We start from the raw sequence: 14,576 nt of genomic DNA on the forward strand, positions 1-14,576 counted from the left end.
CGCCAAGCCAACCACCACTGGGCGGCACGCCCAAAATCCGGGGTGACAGCAAAGAAGGGAACATGTGTTCTATTATCGATTCCGGGGGCTCGACCGGACCCTGAAGGAGGCCCGATGCGCTGGGACAATCTGGGCGACAGCCCTGCCGCGCTGTTCGGTACGGACGTCGTCAGCCGGACGATCGACACCCCCGAATTCCGTGGCATCACCTTCCATGAAGTGCGCGCCCGCTCGATCGTGAACCGCGTACCGGGCGCCTCCCGGATGCCGTTCGAATGGACCGTGAACCCGTACCGCGGCTGCAGCCACGCCTGCGTCTACTGCTTCGCGCGCAAGACCCACAGCTATCTGGACCTCGACACGGGGCTCGGCTTCGACTCCCAGATCGTGGTCAAGGTCAACGCCCCCGACCTGCTGCGCCGCGAGCTGACCGCCCGGCGCTGGCGCGGCGACCACATAGCCATGGGGACGAATGTGGACTGCTATCAGAGGGCGGAGGGACGGTACGGCTTGATGCCGGGCATCATCGCGGCGCTGCGCGACCACGCCAACCCGTTCTCCATCCTCACCAAGGGCACGCTGATCCTGCGCGACCTGGAGCTGCTGCGCCAGGCCGCCGAGGTCACCGACGTCGGGATATCCGTCTCCGTCGGGTTCTTGGACCGCGAGTTGTGGCGCACCGTCGAGCCGGGCACGCCCGCGCCCGAGCGCCGCCTGGACGTGGTGCGGACGCTCACCGCGCACGGCATTGCGTGCGGTGTCCTGATGGCGCCGGTGATCCCGTTCCTGGGCGACGCCCCCGACCAGCTACGGGCAACGGTCCGCGCCATCGCCGAGGCCGGCGCCGGGTCGGTCACCCCGCTCGTCCTGCATCTGCGGCCCGGCGCCCGCGAGTGGTTCATGGCGTGGCTCGGCGAGCACCACCCGCATCTCGTGCGGCGCTACGAGCGGATGTACGCCGGCGGCTCGTACGCCCCCACGTGGTACCAGCGCCGCATCACCCGCCAGGTCCACGAACTCGCCGGGGAGTACGGCATCGGCCCGTACCGCGCCGGCGAGCACCGCAACGTCGCGGAACCGGCCCCGTCGCGCGATCAGCCGTCCGAGCCCACGCAGTTGACGCTGCTGTGAGCCTCGCCCGGTACCGCGCCGGGGTCATCCGGCGCGGCCGCCAGGGCGCGCGCCAGGCGGTCGCGGGCCGCCGTCTGGGCGGCGATCCGCCCGTCGATGACGGCGAGCCGCTCGCGGGCGATCCGCAGTCCCTCGGGCGAGGGCGGCGCGGTGGTCATATCGCCGTCCAGGCAGTGCGTGAAGCACCGTACGTCGGCGAGCGTGAGCCCGGCCGCCAGCAGGTGGAGGATGTTGCGGACCCGTACGGCCGCCTGCGCGTCGTACTCGCGATAGCCGTTCGCCGCCCGCTCCGAGCCGATCAGCCCCTCGCACTCATAGTTGCGCAGCGCGCGCGGCGACGCCCCCGTCAGCCGCGCCAGTTCCCCGATCCGCACCGGACCACCTCCCCGCCGTTTCTATCAGGGCGGCGGGCCACGGTCCGGACCCGGTCAGCCGACCACCGCTCCCCCGTCGACCGGCAGGACGACACCCGTCACGAAGGAGGCGGACGGCGCGGCCAGCCCGGTGATCGCCCAGGCCACCTCCTCGGGCCGCCCGACCCGCCCCATCGGCGTGTGCGCGATCTGCCACTCCCGGACGGCCTTCCGCCGCTCCGGGGACCAGCCCTGGTGGTGCGCGATCGGGGTCTCGATCGCGCCGGGCGCGACGGCGACGACACGTATCCCGCGCGGTGCGAGCTCCACCGCCCAGCTACGGGTGAGCAGTTCGAGCGCCGTCTTGGTCGCGGCGTACACCGCATTGCCGGGCCAGCCGCGCTGCCCGACCGAGGTGCTGAGGTTCACCACCACCCCGCCGGTCCGCTCCAGATGCGGCACTGCCGCCTGGGTCAGCAGCACCGGCGCAACGAGGTTGGTCGCCAACAATGGATCCATCAACTCCCGTGTGTAGCCGCCGAGTTCGCCGCTGCCTACCATCGCCGCGTTGTTGACCAGCACATCCAGCCGGCCGTACGTGGCGACCGCGTACCGCACGATGTCCTCCGGCGCCCCGCCCTCGGTGACATCGGCGGCATACGGCACGATCGCGCCGCCCTCGGCACACTCGCGCGCCGTCTCCTCCAGCGGCCCGCTCCGCCGCCCGACCGCCACCACCCGCGCCCCCTCGGCCGCGAAGGCGCGGGCGGTGGCGCGGCCGATTCCCGTACCGGCGCCGGTGACGATCACGACCCGGGAGTACTGCGTGGTGCTTTCGGTGTTTGCCGTGGGTGCTGTGGGTGCTGTGGGTGCCGGGTGTTCCGTGGGTGCAGTGTGTGCCGTGGCGAGCTGTTCGTCGTTCATGCCGGGAGTCTCGAACCCTGCCCCCGGCGTCAAGGTCAAGCCCGGGGCCGGCGATCGCCGTCCTCATGGATCCCCAGCCGCGCCAGCGACGCCGCCGCGGCCGCCGCCAGCCGGGGGTGCGCGGTGGCGGCGGTGAGCGTGGGAACCGCGCGGCGGTCGCCCAGGGCGCCCAGGCCCTCGACGCAGGCCAGGGCCACCCGCCAGTAGGGGTTGTGCGGGGTGAGCAGCCGCTCCAGGGTGGCGATCAGGGCCGGTACGGACTGCGGGGCGCGGAGTTCGGCCAGGAGCCGGACGGGGTGCAGGGCGTAGGCGGTGCGCAGGGGGTTGGTGGCGAGGGCGGCCGCGGCGCGGGCGGTGCGCGGGTCGTTCAGGCGGCCCAGGGCGTGTGCGGCCGTGGCGCAGCGGACCGGTTCGCGGTAGTTCAGCAGCAGTACCAAGGTCTCGAAGGCGCGCTTGTCGCCGGCGCAGCCGAGGGTGAAGGCCGCGATCTCCCGGGCCCACAGGGGGCGCTCGACCGCGACCAGTATCCGGGCCAGCTCCTCGCGGCCGGCCGGGGTGTTCTTCCGGGCCAGTCCGAGCAGTCGCTCGTAGGCGACCAGATCCTGTGGGGAGCGGAGCTCGGTCCGCACCCGGTCCGTCAACTCGTGGAATTGCTCTTCCATTTGTCGCTCCCCTCCCGCCGGGCCGCCCCGGTTCCCACGACGTGGCCTGCGCCACAGCCTAATGACCCGCACTACCCCTGGCGCTCCGGTTACCCACCGGTTAACCTGCTGGAACGAGCAGCACCCCTGCTCGGGCGGCCGGTGACGCAGCCGCCAGCAAGTGAAGTCGGTTCGGCACCGCACCCAGCACGACACCTTTCAGGAGCACACGGCACGGCCCGGGACAGGCCCGCCGCGACTCCCTCACCGCCGGCGCTCCCGTAGCTCTGCGGCTTTCCGCGGCTCACCCGCCGCCTCGCTCAAGCCGCTGCGTACTGCCTACGGACGCGGCCGCGCGGACACCCCTCAGTCGTCACTTCTCCCCTGCCCTCAGGGGAACACCCTCTGGAGTCTCGCGATGGGCCCTCAGTCCACCCCTGATCCCTCAACCGACATTTCCCCTCTGTCCCTCTCCACCGTGGCCGTCGTCGGCCTCGGCACCATGGGCACCGGTATCGCCGAGGTGCTGACCCGGGCCGGCCGCGAGGTCATCGGTATCGACACCGACGAGGCCGCGGCCCGGAACGCCGTCGCCGCCCTCGAGGCCGCCACCGCCCGCGCCGTGCAGCGCGAGCGGATCACCGAGCGGGAGCGCGCGGACGCCCTTGCCCGGTTCCGTACCTTCTCCGACCTCCAGGCCGCCGCGGATGCCGACCTCGTCATCGAGGTGGTGCCGGAGAACTACGAGCTCAAGCGGCAGGTCTTCGCCGAGCTGGACACCATCGTCCGCCCGGACACCATCCTGGCCACCGGCACCAACGCGCTGTCCGTGACCCGGCTGGCCGCCGACTCGCAGCGCCCCGAGCGGGTGCTCGGCGTCCACTTCTTCAACCCCGCGCCGGCCATGAAGCTGGTCGAGGTGGTCTCCTCGGTGCTCACCGCGCCGACCGCGGTCGCCGCCGTCACCCAGCTCGCCCGCGACCTGGGCAAGGACCCCATCGCCGTGGGCGACCGCCCCGGCTTCGTCGCCGACGGCCTGCTCTTCGGCTACCTCAACCAGGCCGCCGCGATGTACGAGTCCAAGTACGCCACCCGCGAGGACATCGACGCCGCGATGCGGCTCGGCTGCGGCCTGCCGATGGGCCCGCTCGCCCTGCTCGACCTGATCGGCGTGGACACCGCCCGTACGGTCCTGGAGGCGATGTACGCCGAGTCCCACGACCGGCTGCATGCCCCCGCCCCGATCCTGGGCCAGCTGGCCGAGGCCGGGCTGACCGGCCGTAAGGCGGGCCGCGGTTTCTACACGTACGAGGCGCCCGGCAGCGCCACGGTCGTGCCGGACGCGGAGAGCCCCGCGACCGGCGGTGACCAGGGGTCGGGCCGTACGGTCCGCTCCGTCGGCGTCGCCGGCTCCGGCACCATGGCGAGCGGTATCGCCGAGGTCTTCGCGAAGGCGGGCTTCGAGGTCGTCCTGGCCGCCCGCAGCCTGGAGAAGGCGGAGAAGGCCAAGGCGCGGATCACCAAGTCGCTGGGCCGCTCCGTGGACAAGGGCCGGCTGACCGCCGAGGCGCGCGATGCCGCGCTGGCTGCGATCACCCCGGCCGGCTCCCTCGACGCCTTCGCGAACGTCGATCTCGCCGTCGAGGCGGTGGCCGAGGACCTCGAGATCAAGCAGCAGCTCTTCGCCACCCTGGACAAGGTCTGCAAGCCGGGCGCCGTCCTGGCCACGACGACCTCGTCCCTGCCGGTGGTGGCCTGCGCCCGCGCCACGTCCCGCCCGCAGGACGTCATCGGCATGCACTTCTTCAACCCGGCACCGGCCATGAAGCTGGTCGAGATCGTCCGTACGGTGCTGACCGCCGACGACGTCCACGCCACGGTCCGCGCCGTCTGCACCAAGGTCCGCAAGCACCCCGTGGACTGCGGCGACCGCGCCGGTTTCATCGTCAACGCGCTGCTCTTCCCGTACCTGAACAACGCGATCAAGATGGTCCAGGAGCACTACGCGACCCTGGACGACATCGACGCCGCCATGAAGCTCGGCGGCGGCTACCCGATGGGTCCCTTCGAACTCCTCGACGTCGTCGGCCTGGACGTCTCCCTGGCCATCGAGAAGGTGCTGCACGCCGAGTTCCGCGACCCCGGGCTCGCCCCGGCGCCGCTGCTGGAGCACCTCGTCGCGGCGGGCTGCCTCGGCCGCAAGACCGGCCGCGGCTTCCGTGAGTACGCCAAGCGCTGACGGGAGGGGACACCCCCGGCCGCGCGCCGGGGGCACGTGGGGCGGACTGCTGGACCCTCGGGCCGGCGGTCCGCCCCAGGTCACGGGGGCGCAGCCGGTACCTGATGCCACAGGCCGAGTAAATATGCAGTACCGTCCCCACATGTCCCAGCCCGCTCGTACGCCGACCTCCGACGCCACCGACACCAGCACCCCCGGCGCCCGCCGCGCGGCCGCTCAGCGGCTCAAAATGCGCCGCGAACTGTCGGCCGCGGCCATGGAGCTGTTCGCGACCAAGGGCTACGAGGCGACCACGGTCGACGAGATCGCGGCCGCCGCCGGGGTCGCCCGCCGCACCTTCTTCCGCCACTTCCGCTCCAAGGAAGAGGCGATCTTCCCCGACCACGACGACACCCTCGTGCGCGCCGAGGCCGTCCTCGACGCCGCCCCGCCGCACGAGAACCCCCTCGATACGGTCTGCCGCGGCATCAAGGAGGTCATGCGGATGTACGCGGCGGCCCCTGCCGTCTCCGTGGCCCGCTACCGCCTGACCCGCGAGGTCCCCACGCTCCGCGAGGCCGAAATCGCCTCGGTCGCCCGCTACGAACGCCTCTTCACCCGCTACCTCCTCGGCCACTTCGACGAGGGCGCACACCGCGAGGGCGACGACGACCCCCTGCTCGCCGAGGTCGCCGCGTCGGCCGTGGTCACTGCGCACAACCACGTCCTGCGGCGCTGGCTGCGCGCGGGCGCGGAGGGCGACGTGGAGACCCAGCTCGACCACGCCTTCGAGATCGTCCGCGAGACGTTCGGCACGGGCATCGGGGCGGGCCGTATCGCCACCGGGGAGACCGCGCCGCCGGCGAAGGTTTCGCGGGAGGGCGAGGTGCTGGTTGCGGTGGCCCGTACGGATGCGCCGCTGGACGAGGTCATGCGGACCATTGAGCGGGCGCTGAAGAAGCGCTGAGGGGGCGGGGCTGCGGCCCCTCAGAACGGCCAGGGCGGCACCGGGTGAGAGCGACCGGGTGCCGTCCTTTTGCGTGCGCTTTTCCGCGCGCTTTTCCGCGCGCATCCGGCCCGGCTTGTGAACGATCATCGCTCATCTCGCTCATCTGAACCCCGTGCCACTCAACCGAGAAAATCATGGCACTCAGTGTCTTGTCAGATGGCACGCGGTGTCATACGTTGGAAGTGTCCGGTCGACCGGTGCGCAGCACACCCCGCGCATCGGCTGTCCCAGTAGCCCTTCGCGGCTGCCCGCCCGGACGCCTGCGTCACAGGCATCACACCTGCGCCCACCAAGCGCTGAAGCCACACCGGCCGAACCGACGGCACAACCCCCGCACCACCCCCGACGTTCCCTCAAGCCGTTTCCCACGTGCTTCGCCGGAGGCATCCCGTGAACGAAATCCTGGACGCGATCCTCGCGCCCGACACCACCCGCGACGACTTCGCCGCGCTGACCATCCCCGAGTCCTACCGCGCGGTGACCGTGCACAAGGACGAGGCCGAGATGTTCGCCGGCGTCCCCAGCAAGGAGAAGGACCCGCGCAAGTCGCTGCACGTCGAGGACGTGCCGGTGCCCGATCTGGGGCCCGGTGAGGCCCTGGTGGCCGTGATGGCCTCCTCCGTGAACTACAACTCCGTCTGGACCTCGATCTTCGAGCCCGTGTCGACGTTCGGGTTCCTGGAGCGCTACGGCCGCCTCTCGCCGCTCACCAAGCGCCACGACCTGCCGTACCACGTCATCGGCTCCGACCTGGCCGGCGTCGTCCTGCGTACCGGTCCCGGTGTCAACGCCTGGGGCCCCGGCGACGAGGTCGTCGCGCACTGTCTGTCCGTCGAGCTGGAGTCCTCCGACGGCCACAACGACACCATGCTCGACCCCGAGCAGCGCATCTGGGGCTTCGAGACCAACTTCGGCGGCCTGGCCGAGATCGCACTGGTCAAGTCCAACCAGCTGATGCCCAAGCCCAAGCACCTGAGCTGGGAGGAGGCGGCGGCGCCCGGTCTGGTCAACTCGACCGCGTACCGCCAGCTGGTCTCGCAGAACGGCGCCGGCATGAAGCAGGGCGACAACGTCCTGATCTGGGGCGCGAGCGGCGGCCTGGGCTCGTACGCGACGCAGTTCGCGCTGGCCGGCGGCGCCAATCCGATCTGTGTGGTCTCCAGCGAGCAGAAGGCGGAGATCTGCCGGAAGATGGGCGCCGAGGCGATCATCGACCGCAGCGCCGAGGGCTACAAGTTCTGGAAGGACGAGCACAACCAGGACCCGCGCGAGTGGAAGCGCTTCGGCAAGCGGATCCGTGAGCTGACCGGCGGCGAGGACGTCGACATCGTCTTCGAGCACCCCGGCCGCGAGACGTTCGGCGCGTCCGTGTACGTCACCCGCAAGGGCGGCACCATCGTCACCTGCGCCTCCACCTCCGGCTACAACCACGAGTACGACAACCGCTACCTGTGGATGTCGCTCAAGCGGATCGTGGGCTCGCACTTCGCGAACTACCGCGAGGCATGGGAGGCCAACCGGCTGATCGCCAAGGGCAAGATCCACCCCACGCTGTCCAAGACGTACACCCTCGAGGAGACCGGGCAGGCGGCGTACGACGTGCACCGCAATCTGCACCAGGGCAAGGTCGGCGTGCTGGCACTCGCGCCCGAGGAGGGGATGGGCGTGCGCGACGAGGAAATGCGCGCCAAGCACCTCGACGCCATCAACCGGTTCCGCAACGCGTAAGCGGGGCGGACCGACAAGCGCAGTCGGAACGTCTGAAGCAGCCGAACGCCTGAGGCGTTCGTACCACGAAGATACGGGTCACACATGACTGAGCGTCAGAAGGATCGTCCGTGGCTGATGCGGACGTACGCCGGCCACTCCACCGCCGAGGCGTCCAATGAGCTGTACCGGCGCAACCTCGCCAAGGGTCAGACCGGCTTGTCGGTCGCGTTCGACCTCCCGACGCAGACCGGTTATGACCCCGACCACATCCTCGCCCGTGGCGAGGTCGGCCGGGTCGGGGTCCCGGTGTCCCATCTCGGTGATATGCGGCGGCTGTTCCAGGACATCCCGCTGGATCAGATGAACACCTCGATGACCATCAACGCGACGGCCATGTGGCTGCTGGCGATGTACCAGGTGGTGGCCGAGGAGCAGGGCGCCGACATCACCAAGCTGGCGGGGACGACGCAGAACGACATCGTGAAGGAATACCTCTCGCGCGGGACGCATGTCTTCCCGCCGGGGCCTTCACTGCGGCTGACCACCGACATGATCACGTACACGGTGGCCAACATCCCCAAGTGGAACCCGATCAACATCTGCAGCTACCACCTGCAGGAGGCCGGGGCCACGCCCGTCCAGGAGATCGCGTACGCCATGTCCACCGCCATCGCGGTGCTGGACGCGGTGCGCGACTCCGGGCAGGTGCCGGAGGAGAAGTTCGGCGATGTCGTGGCCCGCATCTCGTTCTTCGTGAATGCCGGCGTCCGGTTCGTCGAGGAGATGTGCAAGATGCGCGCCTTCGGCCGCATCTGGGACAAGATCACCCGGGAGCGGTACGGGATCGAGAACGCCAAGCAGCGCCGCTTCCGCTACGGCGTCCAGGTCAACTCGCTGGGTCTGACCGAGGCGCAGCCGGAGAACAATGTCCAGCGGATCGTGCTGGAGATGCTGGCGGTGACCCTGTCGAAGGACGCGCGCGCCCGCGCCGTCCAACTCCCCGCCTGGAACGAGGCGTTGGGGCTGCCGCGACCCTGGGACCAGCAGTGGTCGCTGCGGATCCAGCAGGTCCTGGCGCATGAGAGCGACCTGCTGGAGTACGAGGACATCTTCGCCGGATCGCATGTGATCGAGGCCAAGGTGGACTCCCTGGTGGACGAGTGCCTGGCCGAGATCGAACGGATCCAGCAGATGGGCGGCGCGATGGCGGCCGTCGAGTCCGGCTACCTCAAGTCGCAGCTGGTCTCCTCGCACGCCGAGCGGCGGGCCCGGATCGAGGCCGGCGAAGAGAAGATCATCGGCGTCAACTGCTTCGAGACCAGCGAGCCCAATCCGCTCACCGCGGATCTGGACACCGCCATCATGACCGTCGATCCGGCCAACGAGGCGCGGGTCGTCCAGGCGCTGCACGACTGGCGGGACAACCGGGACGAGGGGCGCGCACAGGAGACGCTGTCGGCCTTGAAGAAGACCGCGGCGGGCGACGGCAACCTCTTCGCGGCCACCCTGGAGTGCGTGCGCGCCGGTGTGACGACCGGTGAGTGGGCCTGGGCGCTGCGGGATGTGTTCGGCGAGTTCCGCGCTCCCACGGGCGTCTCCGGTGCGCCGCTCGCCGTCGCGGCCGAGGCGGGCACCCCGCTCGCGCTGGTCCGCGACAAGGTCGCCAAGACGGCGGCCGACCTCGGCAGCGGCAAGCTGCGCCTGCTGGTCGGCAAGCCCGGCCTGGACGGGCACAGCAACGGCGCCGAGCAGATCGCCGTACGGGCCCGCGATGCCGGCTTCGAGGTGGTCTACCAGGGCATCCGGCTGACCCCGGAGCAGATAGTCTCGGCGGCCGTCGCCGAGGACGTGCACTGCGTGGGGCTGTCGATCCTCTCCGGTTCGCATGCCGAGCTGGTGCCGGACGTACTGGCCCGGCTGCGCCGTACCGGCGTGGACGACATGCCCGTCATCGTCGGCGGAATCATCCCCTCCGCCGATGCCACCGCGCTCCGGGAAGCCGGAGTGGCGGCCGTCTTCACACCCAAGGACTTCGGTATCACGGAGATCATCGGCCGCATCGTCGACGAGATCCGGAAAGCGAACCAGCTCGACCCTCTGGAGGTCCCCGCATGACCCAGGTGAACCGTCTGCGGCCCCGCCGCTCGTGCCTGGCGGTCCCCGGCAGCAACCCCCGCTTCCTGGAGAAGGCCCAGAGCCTGCCGGCCGACCAGGTCTTCCTGGACCTGGAGGACGCCTGCGCGCCGCTCGCCAAGGAGGGCGCCCGGCACACCATCGTCGACGCGCTGAACAACGGCGACTGGACCGGCAAGACGCGGGTCGTGCGGGTCAACGACTGGACGACGCACTGGACGTACCGGGACGTCATCACGGTCGTCGAGGGCGCGGGCCCCAACCTCGACTGCATCATGCTGCCGAAGGTGCAGGACGCCCAGCAGATCGTCGCCCTCGACCTCCTGCTGACCCAGATCGAGAAGACCATGGGCTTCGAGGTCGGCAAGATCGGCATCGAGGCGCAGATCGAGAACGCCAAGGGCCTGGTGAACGTCGATGACATCGCCGGTGCCTCGCCGCGCCTGGAGACCATCATCTTCGGCCCGGCCGACTTCATGGCGTCCATCAACATGAAGTCCCTGGTGGTCGGCGAGCAGCCGCCCGGCTACCCGGCGGATGCCTACCACTACATCCTCATGCGGATCCTGATGGCGGCCCGTACGCACGACCTCCAGGCCATCGACGGTCCCTACCTCCAGATCAAGAACGTTGACGGCTACCGCGAGGTCGCCGGGCGCGCGGCGGCCCTCGGCTTCGACGGCAAGTGGGTGCTGCACCCGGGTCAGGTCGATGCCGCCAACGAGGTTTTCTCGCCCTCGCAGGAGGACTACGACCACGCGGAGCTGATCCTCGACGCGTACGAGTGGTGCACCTCGGAGGCGGGCGGCAAGAAGGGTTCGGCGATGCTTGGCGACGAGATGATCGATGAGGCGAGCCGGAAGATGGCGCTGGTGATTGCCGGCAAGGGCCGGGCCGCCGGCATGACCCGTACCTCGAAGTTCGAAGCCCCGGAGGCGTAAGCGCGATGCAGTTCGGCCGTACCTATGAAGAGTTCACCATCGGCGATGTGTACAAGCACTGGCCGGGGAAAACCGTCACCGAATACGACGACCACCTCTTCTGTCTGCTCACGATGAATCATCACCCGCTGCACATGGACAGCAACTACGCGGAGCAGACCACCGACTTCGGTAAGAACGTCGTCGTCGGTAACTACATCTACTCGCTGCTGCTGGGCATGTCGGTGCCGGATGTCTCCGGAAAGGCGATCGCCAATCTGGAGATCGAGTCGCTGAAGCATGTGGCGCCGACCTTCCACGGCGACACCATTTACGGCGAGACGACCGTGCTCGACAAGACGCCGTCGAAGTCGAAGTCGGACCGCGGCATTGTGTATGTCGAGACCAAGGGCTACAAGCAGGACGGCACGCTGGTCTGCATCTTCCGCCGCAAGGTGATGGTCCCCACGGCCACGTACATCAAGGAGCGCGGCGGCGAACAGCCCGGCCGCCCGGAGCTCAAGGCCCCGCCGGCCAAGAAGGAGAAGTAGTCGTCATGAGCCGTCTTGCGCAGACCGAGGGTCTGACCGACATTCAGCGGGAAATTCTCTCGACCGTCCGCGACTTCGTGGACAAGGAGATCCTGCCGGTCGCCACGGAGCTGGAACACCGCGACGAATACCCGGCGCAGATCGTCGAGGGCCTGAAGGAACTCGGCGTCTTCGGCCTGATGATCCCCGAGGAGTACGGCGGGCTCGGTGAGTCCCTTCTCACTTACGCACTCACCGTCGAGGAAATCGCCCGCGGCTGGATGAGCGTCTCGGGCATCATCAACACCCACTTCATCGTGGCGTACATGCTCAAGCAGCACGGCACGCAGGAGCAGAAGGACTATTTCCTGCCGAAGATGGCGGCCGGTGAAATCCGGGGCGCCTTCTCGATGTCGGAGCCGGCGCTGGGCTCGGACGTCTCGGCCATCTCCTCCAAGGGCGTGCGGGACGGCGACGCTTACGTCCTCAACGGCCAGAAGATGTGGCTGACCAATGGCGGTTCGTCCACGCTCGTGGCGGTGCTGTGCAAGACGGACGAGGGCCACCCCGAGGGCACCGCGCCGCACAAGTCGATGACGACCTTCCTGGTGGAGAAGGAGGCGGGCTTCGGCGAGGTCCGCCCCGGACTCACCATTCCGGGCAAGATCGACAAGATGGGCTACAAGGGCGTCGACACCACCGAGCTGATCATGGACGGCCTGCGCATCCCGGCCGACCGCGTGCTCGGCGGCCAGACCGGACGTGGCTTCTATCACATGATGGACGGCGTCGAGGTCGGCCGGGTGAATGTCGCCGCGCGTGGCTGCGGTGTCGCCCAGCGCGCCTTCGAGCTGGGTGTTTCGTACGCACAGCAGCGCCAGACCTTCGGCAAGCCGATCGCCCAGCATCAGGCCATCCAGTTCAAACTGGCCGAAATGGCGACAAAGGTCGAAGCGGCCCATGCAATGATGGTTAACGCCGCTCGCAAAAAGGACTCCGGCCAGCGAAACGACCTCGAAGCGGGCATGGCGAAGTACCTGGCCTCCGAGTACTGCAAGGAGGTGGTCGAGGACGCTTTCCGTATCCATGGCGGGTACGGCTTCTCCAAGGAGTACGAGATCGAGCGTCTCTACCGCGAGGCCCCGATGCTCCTGATCGGTGAAGGTACCGCCGAGATCCAGAAAATGATCATTGGTCGCCGGCTACTGGAGGAGTACCGAATCCAGGGGTGAACGTCCCGATTGGGGCGTTTTCGTCTAGACGAAGATCACACCCCGTCATCGGACTTCGGCCACGGATTGGCGCTGGCTCTTGGCCAGTTGCCGCCCGCACCCGATAGCATCCCCGGAAAGCCGCCGTCCCCCGTATCCCTACGCGGCATCCTCCGCTACGAAGGTCATCCATGCCCCACAGCCAATCCTCTGCACCACGCGGTCGCGTCCGCCTCGCGCGCGGAGCGTCGCCGTGGCTCCTCCCGACCGTGGCAACGGCAGCGGTCAGCCTGGCCCGCTCCCGTCGCTCGGGACGCTGGGCCGCCGTCGCCGTGCCCACCACCGCTCTTGCGGCGGGCATGCTGTGGTTCTTCCGCGACCCCGAGCGAGAGATCGCTCAGGGCCGCGTCATCTCCCCGGCCGACGGTGTGGTGCAGAGCATCATGCCGTGGAAGGACGGGCGCACCCGCGTCGCGATCTTCATGAGCCCGCTGAACGTCCACGTCAACCGCGCGCCGCTGGCCGGCACGGTGACGTCCGTGGAGCACATCCCCGGTGGCTTCGTTCCGGCGTTCAACAAGGAGAGCGAGAACAACGAGCGGGTTGTCTGGCACTTCGACACCGAGCTCGGCGACATCGAGATGGTGCAGATCGCCGGCGCGGTGGCCCGCCGCATCGTCCCGTACGTGCCCCAGGGCACCAAGGTCGAGCAGGGCGAGCGCATCGGTCTGATCCGCTTCGGCTCGCGTGTCGACGTCTACCTCCCGGAGGGCGTCGAGGCGGCCGTCGAGGTCGGCCAGGCCACGACCGCGGGGGTGACTCGCCTTGACCGTGATTGATCCTGAAACACAGGCCGGCTGGGCACCCGAGACCGAGGAGGACGGGGACGACATGCCGCTGTCCACGCGGCTGTCAATAGCGGACACCCTCACCCTCGGTAACGCCATCTGCGGCTTCATGGCCGTGTACTTCACCACCACCGGCGTCCTCATCCCGCATCTGACGGGCACCGAGGACGGCGGGATGGCGCGGCACAGCGCCGCGGTGGCCGTGATCCTGATGCTGATGGCGTCGGTCTTCGACCTCTTCGACGGGCTGGTCGCGCGCAAGCTGCGGGCCTCGGCGATGGGGGCCGAGCTCGACAACCTCTCCGACCTGATCAGCTTCGGCCTGGCGCCCGCGTACTTCGTGGTGACCTGGGGCATGGTCGCCTCGGGAACGGACGCCAACCAGCGGGTGTCGGTGGTCGCGGCGGTGGTGGTGCTGCTGGCGGTGATCCTGCGGCTGGCCCGGTTCTCCTGCGTCACGCTGCGCGACGGCATCTTCCAGGGCATGCCGAGCCCCTTCGGCGCCCTGACCGTCGTCGCCATCGTGCTGCTGGAGCTGCCGTTCCTGCCGACGCTGCTGGCGATCATCGGTGTGGCCTGGCTGATGGTGAGCCGGGTCGAGTACCCCAAGCCGCGGGGCCGCCTCGCGGTGGCGATGCTCAGCTGGATCGTGCTCAGCATGGGCATGCTCGCGGCCTGGGCGCTGGACGCCCCCGGCGGCCAGCTGCTGCTGTGGACCGGCTGCTCCCTGCAGGTGGTCATGGGCGCGATGATCCCGCTGTTCGCGACGGCCCGGAGGGTGAACACCTTCCGCGACAACCGCCGCGAGTCGCGGGCGGAGGAGCGCGCCGCGCAGCTGCCCTGAAGGGACGGATACGAGTAGGCCGAGGGCCCCGAGCGATTCTTCGCTCGGCCCGCTCACCAGCAGCACCACCGTACTGCTGATCAGCAACGCCATCAGCACCAGCG

13 protein-coding genes are annotated in these 14,576 nt (G+C 69.4%); 10 read left to right on the plus strand and 3 right to left on the minus strand.

The genetic code is table 11. The annotated features are described in order from the left end of the window. Window positions 1-114: 114 nt before the first annotated feature. Window positions 115-1,131 carry an Rv2578c family radical SAM protein gene (locus AB0D04_RS34770; protein ID WP_362711381.1) on the plus strand — a complete coding sequence of 339 codons (1,017 nt, stop codon included), beginning with the start codon at window positions 115-117 and terminating at the stop codon, window positions 1,129-1,131. Here the strand turns inward: AB0D04_RS34770 and AB0D04_RS34775 are convergent. From AB0D04_RS34775 to AB0D04_RS34785, 3 genes are read right to left on the minus strand one after another with little or no spacing between them, the layout of a single operon-like run. Beyond that, the gene (locus AB0D04_RS34775; protein ID WP_362711382.1) at window positions 1,095-1,505 is read right to left on the minus strand and encodes a MerR family transcriptional regulator; all 411 of its coding nucleotides are present in this window, start codon (window positions 1,503-1,505) and stop codon (window positions 1,095-1,097) included. The genes AB0D04_RS34770 and AB0D04_RS34775 overlap by 37 nt on opposite strands. 54 nt (window positions 1,506-1,559) lie before the next feature. Continuing rightward, window positions 1,560-2,408 (minus strand): SDR family oxidoreductase, encoded by an 849-nt coding sequence (locus tag AB0D04_RS34780; RefSeq protein WP_362711383.1) that lies wholly within the window; start codon window positions 2,406-2,408, stop codon window positions 1,560-1,562. Window positions 2,409-2,443: 35 nt separating this feature from the next. Then, on the minus strand, window positions 2,444-3,070 hold the full coding sequence (locus tag AB0D04_RS34785; RefSeq protein WP_362711384.1) for a HEAT repeat domain-containing protein: 627 nt from the start codon (window positions 3,068-3,070) through the stop codon (window positions 2,444-2,446). 397 nt (window positions 3,071-3,467) lie between these two features. On the opposite strand from AB0D04_RS34785, the gene AB0D04_RS34790 reads away from it, so the two are divergent. The 9 genes from AB0D04_RS34790 to pssA all read left to right on the plus strand — a co-directional run bounded on the left by AB0D04_RS34790 (window position 3,468) and on the right by pssA (window position 14,472). After that, on the plus strand, window positions 3,468-5,288 hold the full coding sequence (locus AB0D04_RS34790) for a 3-hydroxybutyryl-CoA dehydrogenase (RefSeq protein ID WP_362711385.1): 1,821 nt from the start codon (window positions 3,468-3,470) through the stop codon (window positions 5,286-5,288). A gap of 142 nt (window positions 5,289-5,430) precedes the next feature. After that, window positions 5,431-6,234, plus strand: coding sequence for a TetR family transcriptional regulator (locus tag AB0D04_RS34795; RefSeq protein ID WP_362711386.1), 804 nt, complete (start codon window positions 5,431-5,433; stop codon window positions 6,232-6,234). A 432-nt stretch (window positions 6,235-6,666) separates the two neighbouring features. Further along, a complete protein-coding gene (gene ccrA, locus AB0D04_RS34800) occupies window positions 6,667-8,004 on the plus strand; it encodes a crotonyl-CoA carboxylase/reductase (protein ID WP_362711387.1) in 1,338 nt (445 codons plus the stop codon). Between the two features lie 84 nt (window positions 8,005-8,088). Further along, the gene (locus tag AB0D04_RS34805) at window positions 8,089-10,101 is read left to right on the plus strand and encodes a protein meaA (RefSeq protein ID WP_362711388.1); all 2,013 of its coding nucleotides are present in this window, start codon (window positions 8,089-8,091) and stop codon (window positions 10,099-10,101) included. Next, window positions 10,098-11,060, plus strand: coding sequence for a CoA ester lyase (locus tag AB0D04_RS34810; protein ID WP_362711389.1), 963 nt, complete (start codon window positions 10,098-10,100; stop codon window positions 11,058-11,060). The genes AB0D04_RS34805 and AB0D04_RS34810 overlap by 4 nt, the downstream gene beginning before the upstream one ends. Before the next feature lie 5 nt (window positions 11,061-11,065). Beyond that, complete coding sequence (locus tag AB0D04_RS34815; RefSeq protein ID WP_362711390.1) at window positions 11,066-11,590, plus strand: MaoC family dehydratase; 525 nt, start codon at window positions 11,066-11,068, stop codon at window positions 11,588-11,590. A gap of 5 nt (window positions 11,591-11,595) precedes the next feature. Beyond that, a complete protein-coding gene (locus tag AB0D04_RS34820; protein WP_362711391.1) occupies window positions 11,596-12,801 on the plus strand; it encodes an acyl-CoA dehydrogenase family protein in 1,206 nt (401 codons plus the stop codon). A gap of 170 nt (window positions 12,802-12,971) precedes the next feature. Next, on the plus strand, window positions 12,972-13,619 hold the full coding sequence (locus AB0D04_RS34825) for a phosphatidylserine decarboxylase (protein WP_127153886.1): 648 nt from the start codon (window positions 12,972-12,974) through the stop codon (window positions 13,617-13,619). Then, window positions 13,606-14,472, plus strand: coding sequence for a CDP-diacylglycerol--serine O-phosphatidyltransferase (gene pssA, locus AB0D04_RS34830; RefSeq protein ID WP_362711392.1), 867 nt, complete (start codon window positions 13,606-13,608; stop codon window positions 14,470-14,472). The genes AB0D04_RS34825 and pssA overlap by 14 nt, the downstream gene beginning before the upstream one ends. Window positions 14,473-14,576 lie beyond the last annotated feature (104 nt).

It is taken from the genome of Streptomyces sp. NPDC048483, assembly GCF_040651455.1.
Lineage (GTDB): Bacteria > Actinomycetota > Actinomycetes > Streptomycetales > Streptomycetaceae > Streptomyces.

Bases quoted from the DNA above. Each gene is read 5' to 3' on its own strand.
- AB0D04_RS34770 (WP_362711381.1), top strand. From the start codon at position 115: ATGCGCTGGGACAATCTGGGCGACAGCCCTGCCGCGCTGTTCGGTACG.
- AB0D04_RS34780 (WP_362711383.1), bottom strand. From the start codon at position 2,408: ATGAACGACGAACAGCTCGCCACGGCACACACTGCACCCACGGAACAC.
- AB0D04_RS34785 (WP_362711384.1), bottom strand. From the start codon at position 3,070: ATGGAAGAGCAATTCCACGAGTTGACGGACCGGGTGCGGACCGAGCTC.
- AB0D04_RS34790 (WP_362711385.1), top strand. From the start codon at position 3,468: ATGGGCCCTCAGTCCACCCCTGATCCCTCAACCGACATTTCCCCTCTG.
- AB0D04_RS34795 (WP_362711386.1), top strand. From the start codon at position 5,431: ATGTCCCAGCCCGCTCGTACGCCGACCTCCGACGCCACCGACACCAGC.
- AB0D04_RS34805 (WP_362711388.1), top strand. From the start codon at position 8,089: ATGACTGAGCGTCAGAAGGATCGTCCGTGGCTGATGCGGACGTACGCC.
- AB0D04_RS34810 (WP_362711389.1), top strand. From the start codon at position 10,098: ATGACCCAGGTGAACCGTCTGCGGCCCCGCCGCTCGTGCCTGGCGGTC.
- AB0D04_RS34815 (WP_362711390.1), top strand. From the start codon at position 11,066: ATGCAGTTCGGCCGTACCTATGAAGAGTTCACCATCGGCGATGTGTAC.
- AB0D04_RS34820 (WP_362711391.1), top strand. From the start codon at position 11,596: ATGAGCCGTCTTGCGCAGACCGAGGGTCTGACCGACATTCAGCGGGAA.
- AB0D04_RS34825 (WP_127153886.1), top strand. From the start codon at position 12,972: ATGCCCCACAGCCAATCCTCTGCACCACGCGGTCGCGTCCGCCTCGCG.